We start from the raw sequence: 14,971 nt of genomic DNA, 5'->3' as shown, positions 1-14,971 counted from the left end.
GATAGCTTCTAGACTCTCACTGTTCATTCTTCATGCTTGACGCTTTCCACTCTCTATCTGAATTCTCTCGGACTCACTGCATCGCCATTTGTGCGTTTTTGGTGCCAGCTAACTTACTCGCCACCGTGCTGACTCTGGGACTCACGGCTTTGCGTCGTCCAACGGTGCAAATTCAACGAGCCGTGGGTTTAGCCAGTTGCTTCGCCCTAGTAATGGTGCTACATGTCTTAACCTGGTTGGCCGTTGGTATCGTGATGCCTCCCACCTATATTCTGTTTTGGTTGGCTAGCACTTGCCTGTTGATTAATATCTGGGCGATCGCGTATCCTGCCAGCCTTAATCGCATTCTGGATGTGCTGCTCGTTTGGTTCAAGCGGAGACAGCCAGAACTTCACCAACCCGAATAGCTACCTCTTGAGCAGGCTTCTAGGCAGCATCTTCAGCTTGGGCCAAGGCTCGCTTAGCGACTCGCGTCGTGTAAATCGCAGTGGCTACTGTGGCCAACAGTCCACTAAGTTGCAGCAACAGATTTTGCGGCGAACCCTCTCGACCCATCATCCTGAAGCCAAAAGAGCCGAGGTAAACGTAGAAGGCGATTACGGGCAACATCCCGATCCAAGTAAAGATGAAATAGTCTCTAAATTTGACCTTGGTACAACTGAAGCCGTAGTTAAGCACACTCGAAGGCAGCACTGGCGAGAGGCGAGTCAATAGGATGATTTTCCAGCCCTTACGAGCGATCGCTTTGTCAATCTCGAGAAACTTGGGATTTTTGGCGAGCCATTTCTTTATCTGTTTGCGAGCAATGGTTTTACCCACGACATAACAAGCCGTCGCCCCCAAAATATCTGCGATTGAGGCGTAAAGTACTCCTTTGCTAAACCCGAACAAAGTACCGGAGCCGAGCATCAGCAAGGCATTAGGTAACCCCGCCAGGGTCATGAGGACATAAACAGCAATAAACATCGGAATAGACCACGGTCCTAAAGTCCGCAGCCAGCTCCTCAAATTGATAAACCAGCCCTTAAGAAAGAGCACGCTAATTAAAGTAATTACAGCGATCGTAGCCACGAATAACCAAAACCTTTTACGCCGCAACAATCGCATAATCGTATCCAGAGACCTCGGTGATTTGAAAGCCTTAGGATACGAGACCCTGACCATCGCTCGCATCTCACTACGGGTATGGAACTAGTAGTGGTTACCACTACTTGTTGCCCGCCCAGGCTACCAAGATAGTCGAGCGATCGCGCCAGCAATTTGATTGAGTCGGTTAAGCGATCGCAGCAACGGCAGACAACAAACCGTGAAACAATTTCATGCCATCGGTGTTACCTAAGATGGGTTCAGCGGCTCGCTCTGGGTGGGGCATCATGCCTAAAACGTTGCCCCGATGATTACAAATGCCAGCGATGTTGTTGAGGGAGCCGTTGGGGTTGCTGCCATTTTCAGCCTCTCCTGCCGCTGTGCAGTAACGGAACAGCACCTGACCATTGGCTTCAAGCTCAGCCAAGGTGTCGGGGTCAGCGTAATAACTACCTTCACCATGGGCAATCGGTAGGGTAATCACTTCTCCTGCCTGATATTCCTGCGTCCAAGGCAAATCATTTCGCTCCACCTTAACGGGGACGCGATCGCAGACAAAGTGTAAGTCACGGTTACGGACCAAAGCTCCAGGCAGCAGTCCTGCTTCCGTCAACACCTGGAAGCCATTGCAAATGCCCAGAACTAGCTTGCCCTGCTCAGCATGCTTGATCGTAGCTTGCATGACAGGAGAGAAACGAGCGATCGCCCCGCAGCGGAGGTAATCGCCGTAGCTAAAACCACCGGGAACTACTACCACATCTAAATCGGAAATGTCGCTTTCCTCATGCCAAACCATGCGCGTTGGCTGCTGAAGTAAGCCTTCGGTAACGGTGGCAACGTCGCGATCGCAATTCGAGCCAGGAAATACAACAACGCCAAACTTCATGCGGTTACCCCTGAGTTGAGGGTGGCTGATTCGGTGAGTTCGAAGCGATAGTTCTCAATCACCGGGTTCGCTAAAAGTTGATCGCACACTCGATCCAACTGCTGTCGAGCTGCGGTTTCATCTGCTGCTGTCAGGGTCAGTTCCACATATTTGCCGATTCGAACTTGCTCCACATTGTCGTAGCCCATATGTTGCAATCCAGATTGCACTGCCGTCCCGGCTGGATCTAGTACGGAGGGACGGAGGGTAACATAGATTCGAGCCTGATACTTTCGAGTCACAGCAGCGCCTTAACTAAAAGAGTGAATAGACGGTTTGTACACCACAGCCTTCCTATTCTAAGGCTGCGATTTACCATTTGTGCAGTCTATATGGTTTAGCTTGAAGGAAAGGACAAACTGCGTCCCTACCCAACATAACGCTTGAGAATTGTTTGTATATGAAAGCTCAACGCACCCGCAGCCAGGAGCGTATTTTAGCCCTATTGAAGACCCTAAATCGAGCCGTTTCTGCCCAAGATCTCTACGTGGAATTGCGGAGTCAAAGTCAGAGCATGGGGCTTGCTACGGTCTATCGCTCCCTAGACGCTTTGAAATTAGAGGGTGTGGTACAGGTACGCACGTTAGCCAGTGGTGAATCGTTGTACAGCTGTTTGCAGCAAGATAAGCACCACCTCACTTGCTTACAATGTGGTGCCTCAATTCCCATTCATGAATGTCCGGTACACGAGCTAGAGACGCAGCTCCAGCGATCGCATCAGTTCAAGATCTACTACCATACCCTGGAGTTTTTTGGCCTCTGCGATCCCTGCCAAGCGGCTCAAAGTGCTAACGGGGTGGTTAGTTAGCTTCGCTTCGCAAGTAGTGCTTTAAGCAGTGTTTTGTCCAACGATCGCAGAGGTGCTACTTGAGCTTATGAAAGCCCTAGATTAGCAGCAGGATCAAGCTTGGAGTTGTGGTTGTTAGCGTGAGTGCTGTCATCCCCCACGATCGATCGCATCCCTTCTAAAGTGGCAGGAATACTGCGCGGGTCCATAAACATTACCTTGCTGCTGCCGCTGCTGCCAATGGTGGTGCCCATTTCTAGATAGTGTTGCGCTAGTAAAAATTGCAGCGCTTCGTGAGCATCGGGGTCAGTTTTAAGGGTTTTGGCCACAATCTGAAGTGCTTCGGCAGTGGCTTGAGCCTTGAGCACTTGCTGTTGCCGCTCTGCTTGCGCTCTGAGGATAATGCTTTTTTGTTGAGCTTCCGCTTCCAAGATGACTGCTTTTTGTCTGGCTTCCGCATCCAACACTTGAGCTTCTGCTTTACCTCTGGCAGAGTTGACGGCTGATTCTCTTTCGCCTTCTGATGTCAGGATAGAGGCGCGTTTCCGTCGCTCTGCGGACATTTGCAATTCCATCGATTCCTGGACGGCTTTGGAGGGTACGATGTCGCGTAGCTCAACACGGGTGACTTTTACCCCCCAAGGGTCGGTGGCGATGTCTAGCTCCCGGAGCAGCAGCTCACTAATTTGCGATCGCGCCGTGAAGGTGTCATCGAGTTCTAGCTTGCCCATTTCGGCCCGAATCTGGGTCAGCACCATGTTTACCATTGCCGACTTGAGGTTCTCCACCTTGTACCAGGCCCGCTCCATGTCGATAATGCGCCAGTAGACTACGGCGTCCACAGTGATGGATACGTTGTCACGGGTAATGCATTGTTGGGGAGGAATGTCTAAAACCTTTTCGCGGATGGTTTCTTTGAACACCACGCGATCCAAACCAGGAAAGACGAAATTTGGCCCTGGTTTGAGTTTTTTGCCGTTGTAGCGTCCCAGGGTTTCAACGAGCGCTTCATTCCCTTGGCTCAGAATTCTGACGCCAGAAAGCCCCACACCGCCTAGGGCGAGAACGAGCATTAAGATAAATTGATTCATTGTGGATTCTCCTGAAGCTTGAAAAAGCAAATCAACCGAATGCAGATTCGGCTCTAGTGATGCAGTAAATTTTCTGGCATGACCAGCAGAGTCGTGCCTTTACGACCGACTACACAGACTTTTTGCTGAGGCGCGATCGCCAGCGTTTCATCATCACACTGGGCCTGCCAGGAATTGCCTTCGTAGAGCACCCGACCCGTTTTTCCTGGCAAAATCTCGGTTAAAGTTTCTGCCTCTGTGGCATCTGCGATCGCTGAGGCCTTCTGCTTGGGTACCCAACGTTGCACCAAAACTACCAGCGCTACCGAAATGACCATCCAGAGGATAATTTGCCAACTAAGCTGCGGCAAAACCAATGAAATCAGGGCAACGATAAACGCACTCACACCCATCATTGAGGCGACAAATGCAGTCGGCAGCAATAGCTCTACTAAACAAAATCCGACTCCTGCCAGCAACCAAATCACTGTAGGACCGAAAGGCATACCCATATCCTGTGCAGCGCGATAAAGATAGATTCAATTGCACTGATCCCAATTCCAGCTTGGTTGCCGCGATCGCAAATGTCTGGTAGCCCCTAACCCTGCTATGATTGCTGTCTTGTAACTTCAACCTCGGATTCCACCGCATTAATTGTGCTGGTTGGGGTTGAGTGGGGCTGGCGAAACCCGCTCCACTCAACCCTGAAAATCTAATTTGGTGAAGTACTAGGCTTAGATAATGATGGGGTAGGCTGGTGGGATTAGTGTTATCACAACCAATCTATCCCAACCTTTTAGGCCTCTAGCCCTTTGATCCACTTAGCTTTAGGGTGTGCGAACGCATGAGCAATTCTGAGCTAAAAATTTCTTGCCCTAACCTAGCCTGTGCTAATCCACAGAATTCTCTAGGCCAGAAGCTTTGTGCCCATTGTGAAACACCGCTCATCTATCGCTACCTCTGGGCCAGTGGCAGCAGCGCGACTCAGCGATCGCCACAGGAATTGGTTCTAGGCAGATACTACGTTTTGACTCCACAGATTTGGCTAGACACCCAACCTGGATTGCTGCCGCACCTCCCTCCTGCCTGGCCAGATGAGTTGCTCGCTTATCTGCATCTCTATCCTCAACGGTTGCATGTGCCAGAGTTGTACGGGTTCGCTTCCAGCCGAGAAGAAACAACTCAGTGGGATATTGCACTGCTGGACAACGCCGCCATCGACTCAGGCGGGACCTTACACCCCTCAATGGCCGAAGTCTGGCCGCAAACCACCTCCCTGCGCCAAGTCTATTGGCTGTGGCAATTGCTGCAACTGTGGCAACCGCTAGCTGAGCAAGGCGTGGCCTCCAGCTTAATGATTCCAGAGAACCTGCGAGTAGAAGGTTGGCGCGTCCGACTGCGCGAGTTGTATGCTGACCAACCTGAATCAGATGCCCAACCGCGATCGCTCCTCAGCCGCAAGTTGCCTCAGCCTCCCACCCTAGAAGAATTTGGCGAATTTCTCTTTGCCTGGGCTTCCGAAGCTCAAGTGGTCGTGGCTCAACCGCTGCAAACCGTCTTGCACCCGTTACGCACAGCGGAAGCCTCGCTTGCCAGTGTGGTCACGCAACTCAACCAGTTATTGCTAGAACAATCTTCTCAATTGCCGCTCCAGCTCAAGCTACTCGGCGAGTCGGATACAGGCAAGCAGCGATCGCTGAATGAAGATGCTTACTTCCCTACAGTGCCCGACTTGCGAGAAGGCCAAGCCCGTCCCAAAGAGAAATTAGTGCCCCACCTGGCGATCGTTTGTGATGGCATTGGTGGCCACGAAGGCGGGGAAGTTGCAAGTCAGTTGGCAGTGCGATCGCTCAAGCTCCAAATTCGTGCCTTTTTAACAGAAGTAGAAGAACAGGAAGAACTGCTGTCACCAGAGCTGATTATGGAACAGCTAGAAGCAGCCATTCGCGTCGTGAATAACTTGATTTGCGCTCAAAACGATACTCAAGGGCGAGAATCGCGACAGCGCATGGGCACAACCCTAGTCATGGCGCTTCAGTTGCCGCAGCGAGTCAAACTGACTACAGGTGCAACTGCTGATAATGCCCATGAGCTATACATCGCCAATGTCGGAGATAGCCGTGCTTACTGGATCACCCCTCACTACTGCCATCTGTTGACCTTGGATGATGACGTAGCCACCAGAGAAGTTCGGTTGGGCCGTAGTTTACATCGCGAAGCGCTACACAGACCTGATGCAGGCGGATTAACACAAGCCCTAGGCACCAGAGATGCCGAATTTCTTCGACCCACTGTGCAGCGCTTCATTGTCGAGGAAGATGGGTTGCTTTTGCTCTGCTCCGATGGCCTCAGTGATAACGGCTTGATTGAGCGAGCTTGGCTTGATTACGCCGAACCTGTGCTGCGAGGTAAATTGTCTCTGTCAGCCGCAGTTCAAGCCTTGATCGATTTAGCCAACCAACACAACGGCTACGACAACACCTCTGTTGTGTTGATGCACTGTCGAGTCTCCTCCGACTTCCAGCTCAACTGGTTTGACCCCAAACGAGCGACCAATGCAACGAGTGGTTGGCCCGCAGATATGTCCGAAGCCTCCAAAGCGTTGCTCTATGGCGAATCAGGTGAAGCCGAAACCCCTGCCACTGCTGTTCCGGTCAGTACAGTAACTCGCAAACGCAACCGCTTTGTCGTCGTCCTCAGCTTATTAATCTTGTTAGCTGGTGGCGGTACCGCTGGTTTAATTGCTTGGTCACAACTCAACCCGCAAGGCTTCCAGCAATTGCGTCAACGTCTACCCAACCCCCTCAACCAAGCTTTACCCCCCGGTTCCCCGACTAATTGATAGGAAAGTGCCACTCTATGTGAAGATAAAAAGGTTGTCTGCAAGCGCTACTTATGGTTGAGCGCTGCATTGGTTCAGGTTGTTGAAGAGGAAACACGAGGATTATGAAAGTTGGCGATCGCGTTCGCGTCAAAGAATCCGTCATTGTGTACCATCATCCTGACCATCGCAATCAAGCATTTGATATCAAAGGTCAGGAAGGCGAAGTAGTAGCTGTCGTCAAGGAGTGGCAGGGCCGACCCGTCAGTGCCAACCTACCCATCCAAGTCAAATTTGACAAAAAATTTCGCGCTCACTTGCAAGAAGTAGAACTAGAAGTAACCGCATAGTTCTGTTCCCAGGAGGAAGCCTCCTACGCCAGCTCAAGCTCAGAGATAAAACTCATCACTTTACTAACCCCTGATTGATTTCTCATTGCTAGAAACATCAGGGGTCTTTGCTTTTTACCTTCTCCACCAAAAAATTTTACGAAAACCTTCTGGAGGGAGGCTGGGGGACGCAACTCTCTCAGCGGGGGTTTGGGGGCAGGTGCCCTCAAGCTCTCGGTTCTAACAGGAGGCTGGATACTAGCGATCGCGCCGACTAAACCAGCCAAAAATATTCACATCTCCCCGCATCTTCTCAAACTCGCGGCGGTGAGCAGCAGCCGTTTGTTCGTACCATTCGTAATACTCCTCCAACGCCTCTCGATGTTGTGCTTCCCGATAAAACTCATGGGTGGCTTGATAGACCGCAAAGAATTCAGTGTCCGGTGGAGGAGCTGGGACGACCCAATGTAAAGGCTGAGACATCTAAATAACTAACTCTAGAAGTTTTAATTTACTTTGAATAAATAATTTGTTAACTTTATCTGAAATTTCTGATAGAGATAAAACCATACTTTTATAGTTTACCTATCCCAGTCCTAGACGACAGGCTCGCTGAGAAAAGCGCTCGTTTGCCAAGCCCTCCTCCAATACGCATATTGGCAGACAAAGTTTCAAACTAACTATCTTAGGACTGAGTAATTACCTGGCTGAAATTAACAAAATGGTAGTCAAAGGTTAACAAAAATTCGATAAGATTTTCCATTCTGATAATTCTTTGAGTTGTAACGAAGCGATATGAAAATCCAGACACCCGTCAGAGCAGCGACCTTGGGAGAATATGCTCATCAAGCCATTCAGCAGCACTTCAAAAAATCTGTAAAGCCCGAAGCAGCAGTCCTGCAAGACTCAGAACCAGAGCATTTACATCAAATGCGAGTTGGCATGCGCCGTCTCCGGACTGCCCTACAAGTGTTTGGCCCTGCCTTAGATTTACCCAAGGCAGCTAATATTCCTCAAATTAGTAAAATCGCCAAGAAATTAGGAGCAGTACGAGATTTAGATGTTCTGCAACCAGAGTTAAAAAATCGTTACTATCCCTCACTTAAAAAAGCAGAGCAAAAAGAGTTAGATGCCGTTTTTAGAAAACTACAAAAGCAGCGATCGCACCACTTCGCTGAACTAGAAAAAACCTTACATCGCGGCCACTACCAAAAGTTCAAGAAAGCCTTTTCCCGTTGGGTTAAACACCCCGAGTATCAAGCGATCGCTGAGCAACCTATTCTCAAAGTGCTGCCTGATTTATTACTGCCGCTAATCAGTCAACTGCTGCTGCATCCCGGTTGGCTAGTCGGAGCGAATCTAGCTCAAAATCAATCCTCATCAAAGTTAGATACCAAAGTCATTCAAGCGTTATTGGCAGACCAAGAAACGCAACTGCATGACCTGCGTAAGCAGCTGAAGCGAGTACGCTATCAAACCGAATTCTTCACCGACTTCTATGATCCTGCTTATGCCGCTCAAGTCGAAGACTTTAAGAATATTCAGGAAGTGCTAGGGCAGATTCAAGATTATTCAGTGTTGAGCGAGTTTTTGAGTGCTGAGTTAGAGTCAGACTTAGCCACAGCGCTACCCACTTTGGATGAGCAAATTCAACAACGAAAACTGCAACTGTGGCAAAGTTGGCAACCCATTCAGCAACGCTACCTCGCTCCTGAATTCCGCAATACGCTGCGGCTGCAAGTAATGTGTCCTGTAGTATCCGACCTCAGTTCTACTTCAGAAGTGGTCGTGACTGTAGGGACTAATGGGAGAGGGTAGTTAATTTGTCACTTACAGCCAACCGCGTAGCCGATAAATTGCTAATCCTAAATACTCCTTCAGGACGCGAGAAGATTGTTGAAGCCGATCAGCATCAGGGATGAGATTGAGCAAGAGCGCTTCTGGGCTGCTCTGTAGCTCTTGTATTTCTAGCTCAGTGACCAAGAAGTCAGTGGGTGCAGGAATTGCTTCAATGCCTTGGCGCTGGAAAATGAGTCGCGATCGCGGCATGTGCATGGCCGAAGTGACGAGCAAAACTCGCTTAATCTGGTGCGATTCTAGAATTTGCTTCACATTAACGGCATTCTCATAGGTATTCAGCGATCGCGGGTCTTGCAGAATCGCTGACTCAGGGACGCCCCAACTCTTCACTAATGCCGCCATATCCGCTGATTCCGGAGATCCCCCACCCCGCCAGTTAATCCGACCGCCACTCAGAATCAAAAGTGGCGCTTTCCCCTCGCGATACAGTTGCGCCCCATAGACCACGCGATCGCCTGCTTCACTCAAGTCTACGCCAGGTCTGGGTTTGGCAACAGACTTAGTCGCACCCCCTAGCACCACAATCGCATCTGCTTGAGGCAATTCTGCCGCTGGTAAATTTTGCCACTCCAGCGATCGCACTAACTGATTGGCAACCCAACCATTGCCTCCCAACAGGAGGACGGTGAGGGCCAGAGCGATCGCACCAGCCGCAATTCGAGGCCGCTTCCAAAACGTCAACAAGGCCACCACCAACAGCAAGCAACTCAGCCCTAACGGGTACAAGAATAAAGGCAGCAACTTTGACAGAAACAAAAACATAGGCGATCGATTGAATTGAATCAGGGCGAAGCTTTTAGACAAGCGACCTTGTAACCCTCCAAAGCACCTCGCCGAGGGCTTCGCCCCTACGAGCGAGGCTCTGATTCTGCAGGAGTTAGTTGTATGGGATTGAAATTGGACGGCTCCAGTTCGCGGCCATTGTCCTCTGGAACAGGCTGGAAGCTAATATCTAAAAGACTTTTGATCGAACTGGCAATGGGGACAGCAATCAGGAGACCCAGTAAGCCACCAACTTTCGTGCCAATGACCAAGACAGCAATCACCCAAATGGGGCTTAGACCTGTGAAGCTCCCGATTAATCTTGGCGCGATCGCTTGGTCAATCACTTGATCGACCACCACAGCCACTCCTAACGTTCTGGCACCCAACCAAAAATCATGCGAAGCCACCAAGAGGCCCACCAGCACAAAACTTAGGACATCGCCAAAGGGAATCAAGGTCATAACGCCGATCCCAAGGCCGAATAGCAAGCCAAATTTCAGCCGCAGCGCTAAAAAAGCCAGAGTCATAGCAGTGCCGACGAGGGCCGCAAGCGTAACCTGACCGAGAAAATAGTTTTGAAAGTTTTGTTGGAGCGATCGCTGAATGGGCACCCCAAACCGACTCGGCAAGCGACGAAACAAACCGTTCCAGAGGCGATCGCCATCTAGCAATAAGTAAAACGTCAGCACAGCCGTCAGTAGTACGTCGGAGACGCTGTTGACGGTGTCCAAAGCTAAGGTAAGCAATTCTTCGGCTAGGGCTTGTACCTCATCTGGGAAGCGATCGGTCAACTGAGTGGCCAAATGACTGAAGTCGATGGGCAAATTGCGAGTCTCTAGCCATTGGTTCAAGCGCTCCAGTTTAGTACTGCCTGAATTAATCCAACTCGGCAAAACTCTGATCACTTCGCTCAGTTGCTCTAGCACAATGGGAATCAGCGTCACCCCCACCCCAATCACTACAAGGAGCGCCACGAAGAACGTTAAGAAAACGGCTCGATTGCGTTTCATGCCGCGTTGATGCAAAAAACGCACGGGGTAGTTTAAGACGAAAGCTAGCAAAACACCGAGGCCAACTACGGTCACTAGTGGCTCAAAATACTCAAATACCTGAAGGGCAACCCAAGCATTAAGCACAATTAGCGGAAAAGGCAAGCCCCAGGCTAACCATCGCTGTACTTTATTGGGGGAGTTAGTCATGAGCTTGATTTTACCTTTTGCCAAACGGCCACTTTAATCTGGGGAGACGCCTGCGATGAGTGCCAGTGGCTCGTTGCCATTTTTCAGCGCGGGTCAGGACTCGTTCTGCTTTAGGCTGATTCGCTTGGTTGCCTGCCGCATCTGAAGTTGTCGCAGGTTGAGGATCAGCTTTAGCATTCCACCAATCTGTGATCAAGCTAGTGGCAAATCCCCCCATTGAGGCGAGAAGGACACTAAAGACGGCGGAGTAACCCAGGATGAAAAAGCAGAGCAGAAAGAATAAAGACCACTTCAGTCCTACTGCAAATCCGCCTGAAAACCTAGAAGACTTGGCCACCGTCTTTTTCTCCTATCCCTATAGGGATTGCAGAGTCTGCGTGAGCAAGGATGTTAAGTCTTTCGTGGTGTCCAGGGTGGTCACGAAAGCTTGCTCATCCGCCGTAAAGGGGGCCATCTGCTGTTGAGCGAGTAAATCTGCCGTGGCATCCGCGATGTCGTTGCTGCGTTGCTGCAAGCGATCGTGCAACACAGCTTCTGGAGCCGTGCAATAAAGAATTTGCAGCGGTAATTGATGAGCTTGAGCTTGAGCGATCGCCTCAGCCCGTAAAGCTTGGCGATCGTACTTAGCATCCAGAATCACCGGGAAACCTTGCGCGGCTAAGGTCGTGCCAAGTTTGAGTAGGCGATCGTAGGTTTTCTGGGTCATCTCTGGCGTATAAAGATCAGCGCCACCCCGTTGCTGGAGGGGAATGCCGCCCAAATGTTTCCGCACCGCATCAGAGCGAATGTGAATACCGCCAATCTCACCTGCCACTTGGCGCGCCGTAGTACTCTTGCCAGAGCCAGACAACCCAGACATCAAAATCAATCGCCCCTGCTGCGGTTGGGTATACTGCCAAGCTAAACGGTAATAGCGGGCGGCGGTTTCAGCAGCAGCTTGCTTCTCGGCTTCCGGGACTGCCGGATCACCCAGCAAGAACGAAGTAACCTTGGCCCGGACATAAGATTGCCGACTGAGATAGAAAGGTAGAACTTGCAACCCTTCCCAGTCTCCCGTTTGCTCTACATAAGCGTTTAAGAAAACATTGCTTAAGTCGGTGCGATCGCGGGCATCAAGGTCCATGACGATGTAAGCGACATCGAACATGACATCAACAAAGCGAAACGGCTCGTTGAACTCAATGCAGTCGAACAGCAAAATCTTGTCTTGCCACAGGCAAATATTCCGCAAATGCACGTCCCCGTGACACTCACGAATCCAGCCGTTCTGAATACGACTGTCGAACAGAGTTTTCTGTTCTGCAAACAAGCGATCGGTGTAGCTGCGAGTTTCGTCGAGCTGCTGCTGAGTTTGCGGCCCGCCTACATAGCCTTGGGTTTGGTCGTAGTTTTCATCGATCGCCACTCGGATCTGGTCTACCTCACCAAAGCTGCGGATATAGTCGCTACTAGCTGCTTTAGCATGAAAACTTGCGAGTTCTTGGGCTAACTCTACCAAACGGGTTGCGGTTAACTCTCCGCGATCGAACAAGTTCGTGAATAGCGTTTCTTGGGGAAACTGCCGCATCTTGATCACGTACTCGACCGGAGCGCCGGAGCCACCTAGGGTATAGCGATCGCCACTCTGCGTCAAGGGCAGAATCTCGATATACAGCTCTGCCGCACCGCGTTGATTGAGACGCAGCTCTTCTTCGCAGAAGTGATGGCGTTTTTCCAGCGTATCGAAATCTAAAAAGCCAAAGTTAACGGGTTTTTTGGCTTTATAAGCATAATCACCTGTCAGCAGTACATAGGAAACGTGAGTCTGAATTAGCTGGATCGGCTCTACGACAGGATGGGGATAAAATCCTGGCTCCAGCATCTGTTGAATAAAAGGGGGAAGAGAAGTGTCTGTCATACTCTCTAATATCCAGTAAATTCAGCCCAAAACAACCTGCCCAATCAAAAAGCTCCCACAAAAAAGCCAGGTGTAACCCTGGCTCTTATAACTCTGTTTGGCTCGAAACTTGTATTTCAGACTTATGTGGCGGCAGCTGATTCCGTAGTTGTTGCTTCCTCTTGCTCTGCTGCGGCAGTGCTTCTAGGTCCGATGACGATCATGACTACCTGGGCTGGATCTTCTAGCGCAACGGCACCATCAGGCAATTTTAGATCGCTGATATGTACCATATCGCCCACATGAAGCTCGGAAATATCCACTTCAATAAAGTCAGGGATACTTCCAGGAGGGCATTGGATCTGCACTTCCGTCAAAACTGTATCCAGAGAACCTTGCTCCAGCTTGACTCCTGGGGCTTCACCCGTGGGATGGATAGGTACCTGAACGTGAATGCTAGATTGCGACTCAATCGCAAAGAAGCTGAGGTGATAAATTGACGGCTTCCAAGCGTGAGTTTGAACTTCGCGGAGCAACGTCTTGCCACTCCACCCTAAGCTGGGAATGCTCAGTTGCACCAATGTATTGTTCAGAGTGGCTTTATCAACTAAGCTTTCCGCTACTTTGGCATCCAAGGTTAAGGAAATTGACTCTGCCCCTTTATGTCCATACAAAACAGCAGGAGTCTTGCCAGCACGTCGTAGCGCTCCCGGCTTAGTTCCAGACTCCCGTTTTTGACACTCCAGGTTCAGTAGCATAAAAAAAACTGTGCTCCGCTATGGCCCTTCAGGCTAACGCAGAGCACAGTAACTTAAATCCTGCTAACGGTAGGTGTATAGGTGCCCATAAAGTGCAGTCATCCTAGAAAGCGTTTGTTCTAGACCTCAGCAGCAACAGCCGCACCGTTAGCGTAGAGCAAAGCTCGCTTCGGTCCGTGAATGGGGTCTTCCACAATGATGGTTTGGTCGCGACTCGCCCCTAGAGATACGATCGCGATCGGCACTTCCATCAACTCAGCTAAGAATTTCAGGTAGTCTAAGGCTTGCTTCGGCAGATCTTCTAAAGAGCGGCAATCAGCCGTTGATTGCTTCCAACCAGGGAGGCTCTTGTAGATGGGTTTGCAGTGAGCAAAGCGACGAGCACTACTGGGGAAGTCTTCGCAGCGTTGACCTTCAATCTCGTAGGCGACGCAAACTTTAATTTCGTCCAACTCATCCAGCACGTCTAGCTTAGTAATGGCCAAGCAGTCTAAGCCGTTGATGCGAACGGCGTAGCGACCAATCACGGCATCAAACCAGCCACAACGCCGCTTCCGACCCGTGGTGGTGCCAAATTCTGCACCGCGATCGCAGAGCAACTCACCCACCTCTCCATCGAGTTCAGTGGGGAAAGGGCCTTCACCGACACGAGTTGTATAAGCTTTCGCCACCCCAATCACGCGATCGATCATGGTAGGGCCAACGCCAGCGCCGACACAAGCGCCACCCGCTACCGGATTAGAGGAGGTGACGTAAGGATAGGTACCGTGGTCTAGATCCAGGAGTGTGCCTTGGGCACCTTCAAACAAGATATTGCGACGGCGTTGAATGGCATCGTAGATCTTGAGTGAGCAATCGACGACATGAGGCCGCAACCGCTCAGCATATTCTAGATACTCAGCAATCACTGCTTCTGGATCGAGCGGTGGCAAGTTATACAGCTTTTCTAAAATGACGTTCTTGTAGTTGATCGCCCAATTGAGCTGCTTCCGGAGGGATTCTGCATTCATCAAATCCATCACCCGGATGCCCGTCCGCTCGGACTTATCAGCATAGGTGGGACCAATTCCACGCCCGGTGGTGCCAATTTTGTGACTGCCGCGCCGCTCTTCCGATGCTTGATCAATCAAGCGATGGTAAGGCATTGTTACATGGGCAGTTTCGGAGATCAGCAGGTTTTTAGTTGAAACATTCAACTTATCGAGCTGATCCAACTCCTCAATTAAGATTTTGGGATCGATAACCGTACCCGATCCAATAATGCATTCTGTGTCGGGATAAAGAATGCCAGAAGGGATCAGATGCAGCTTAAAAGTTTTGTCCTTAACCACCACGGTGTGCCCAGCATTGACACCCCCTTGGTAACGTACAACAACATCTGCTGATTTGCTGAGCAGGTCGGTAATCTTACCTTTTCCTTCGTCGCCCCACTGGGCCCCAATTACAACTACGTTAGCCAAGGGTTTTTCTAGTGCTAGACTTCACACAAATTACG

General features: G+C 50.4%; 17 protein-coding genes. 5 read left to right on the top strand and 12 right to left on the bottom strand.

The window, feature by feature from the left end; genetic code table 11:
• Window positions 1-32: 32 nt before the first annotated feature.
• Window positions 33-407: a hypothetical protein gene (locus H6F72_RS08000; protein WP_190433526.1), complete on the top strand. Its 375-nt coding sequence runs from the start codon at window positions 33-35 to the stop codon at window positions 405-407.
• 19 nt (window positions 408-426) lie between these two features.
• Here H6F72_RS08000 and H6F72_RS07995 read toward each other — a convergent pair whose 3' ends face one another.
• The 3 genes from H6F72_RS07995 to purS form a co-directional block, all read right to left on the bottom strand.
• Complete coding sequence (locus H6F72_RS07995) at window positions 427-1,107, bottom strand: TVP38/TMEM64 family protein (RefSeq protein ID WP_190433525.1); 681 nt, start codon at window positions 1,105-1,107, stop codon at window positions 427-429.
• Between the two features lie 166 nt (window positions 1,108-1,273).
• Window positions 1,274-1,972 carry a phosphoribosylformylglycinamidine synthase subunit PurQ gene (gene purQ / locus H6F72_RS07990; protein WP_190433523.1) on the bottom strand — a complete coding sequence of 233 codons (699 nt, stop codon included), beginning with the start codon at window positions 1,970-1,972 and terminating at the stop codon, window positions 1,274-1,276.
• Window positions 1,969-2,253 carry a phosphoribosylformylglycinamidine synthase subunit PurS gene (gene purS, locus H6F72_RS07985; protein WP_190433521.1) on the bottom strand — a complete coding sequence of 95 codons (285 nt, stop codon included), beginning with the start codon at window positions 2,251-2,253 and terminating at the stop codon, window positions 1,969-1,971. The genes purQ and purS overlap by 4 nt, the downstream gene beginning before the upstream one ends.
• A gap of 158 nt (window positions 2,254-2,411) precedes the next feature.
• On the opposite strand from purS, the gene H6F72_RS07980 reads away from it, so the two are divergent.
• The gene (locus H6F72_RS07980; protein ID WP_190433519.1) at window positions 2,412-2,819 is read left to right on the top strand and encodes a Fur family transcriptional regulator; all 408 of its coding nucleotides are present in this window, start codon (window positions 2,412-2,414) and stop codon (window positions 2,817-2,819) included.
• Between the two features lie 65 nt (window positions 2,820-2,884).
• Here the strand turns inward: H6F72_RS07980 and H6F72_RS07975 are convergent, their stop codons facing one another.
• Both H6F72_RS07975 and H6F72_RS07970 read right to left on the bottom strand, forming a co-directional pair.
• On the bottom strand, window positions 2,885-3,889 hold the full coding sequence (locus H6F72_RS07975; protein ID WP_190433517.1) for an SPFH domain-containing protein: 1,005 nt from the start codon (window positions 3,887-3,889) through the stop codon (window positions 2,885-2,887).
• A gap of 53 nt (window positions 3,890-3,942) precedes the next feature.
• The gene (locus H6F72_RS07970; RefSeq protein WP_190433515.1) at window positions 3,943-4,374 is read right to left on the bottom strand and encodes an NfeD family protein; all 432 of its coding nucleotides are present in this window, start codon (window positions 4,372-4,374) and stop codon (window positions 3,943-3,945) included.
• Window positions 4,375-4,712: 338 nt separating this feature from the next.
• On the opposite strand from H6F72_RS07970, the gene H6F72_RS07965 reads away from it, so the two are divergent.
• Window positions 4,713-6,710, top strand: a complete 1,998-nt coding sequence (locus tag H6F72_RS07965) for a PP2C family serine/threonine-protein phosphatase (RefSeq protein ID WP_190433513.1) — start codon at window positions 4,713-4,715, stop codon at window positions 6,708-6,710.
• Between the two features lie 104 nt (window positions 6,711-6,814).
• On the top strand, window positions 6,815-7,039 hold the full coding sequence (locus H6F72_RS07960) for a ferredoxin-thioredoxin reductase variable chain (RefSeq protein ID WP_190433512.1): 225 nt from the start codon (window positions 6,815-6,817) through the stop codon (window positions 7,037-7,039).
• Window positions 7,040-7,276: 237 nt separating this feature from the next.
• On the opposite strand, the gene H6F72_RS07955 is transcribed toward H6F72_RS07960, so the two are convergent.
• Entirely contained in the window at window positions 7,277-7,501 is a 225-nt protein-coding gene (locus H6F72_RS07955) for a hypothetical protein (RefSeq protein WP_190433510.1), read from the bottom strand.
• Between the two features lie 312 nt (window positions 7,502-7,813).
• Here H6F72_RS07955 and H6F72_RS07950 point away from each other — a divergent pair, with 312 nt between their 5' ends.
• Window positions 7,814-8,836 (top strand): CHAD domain-containing protein, encoded by a 1,023-nt coding sequence (locus H6F72_RS07950; RefSeq protein ID WP_190433508.1) that lies wholly within the window; start codon window positions 7,814-7,816, stop codon window positions 8,834-8,836.
• Between the two features lie 12 nt (window positions 8,837-8,848).
• On the opposite strand, the gene H6F72_RS07945 is transcribed toward H6F72_RS07950, so the two are convergent.
• The 6 genes from H6F72_RS07945 to H6F72_RS07920 form a co-directional block, all read right to left on the bottom strand.
• Complete coding sequence (locus H6F72_RS07945; RefSeq protein ID WP_370527463.1) at window positions 8,849-9,682, bottom strand: YdcF family protein; 834 nt, start codon at window positions 9,680-9,682, stop codon at window positions 8,849-8,851.
• Window positions 9,683-9,726: 44 nt separating this feature from the next.
• Window positions 9,727-10,842 carry an AI-2E family transporter gene (locus H6F72_RS07940; RefSeq protein WP_190433504.1) on the bottom strand — a complete coding sequence of 372 codons (1,116 nt, stop codon included), beginning with the start codon at window positions 10,840-10,842 and terminating at the stop codon, window positions 9,727-9,729.
• 10 nt (window positions 10,843-10,852) lie between these two features.
• Window positions 10,853-11,179 carry a hypothetical protein gene (locus H6F72_RS07935; RefSeq protein WP_190433502.1) on the bottom strand — a complete coding sequence of 109 codons (327 nt, stop codon included), beginning with the start codon at window positions 11,177-11,179 and terminating at the stop codon, window positions 10,853-10,855.
• An 18-nt stretch (window positions 11,180-11,197) separates the two neighbouring features.
• On the bottom strand, window positions 11,198-12,739 hold the full coding sequence (locus tag H6F72_RS07930; protein ID WP_190433501.1) for an AAA family ATPase: 1,542 nt from the start codon (window positions 12,737-12,739) through the stop codon (window positions 11,198-11,200).
• Between the two features lie 122 nt (window positions 12,740-12,861).
• On the bottom strand, window positions 12,862-13,476 hold the full coding sequence (locus H6F72_RS07925; protein ID WP_190433499.1) for a 50S ribosomal protein L25/general stress protein Ctc: 615 nt from the start codon (window positions 13,474-13,476) through the stop codon (window positions 12,862-12,864).
• Between the two features lie 119 nt (window positions 13,477-13,595).
• Entirely contained in the window at window positions 13,596-14,936 is a 1,341-nt protein-coding gene (locus H6F72_RS07920; protein ID WP_190433497.1) for an adenylosuccinate synthase, read from the bottom strand.
• Window positions 14,937-14,971 lie beyond the last annotated feature (35 nt).

The sequence above is a fragment of the Trichocoleus sp. FACHB-46 genome, assembly GCF_014695385.1.
GTDB lineage: Bacteria > Cyanobacteriota > Cyanobacteriia > FACHB-46 > FACHB-46 > Trichocoleus.
Note: the sequence above shows the minus strand (reverse complement) of the source record. Positions and strands in the feature narration are given on the sequence as shown.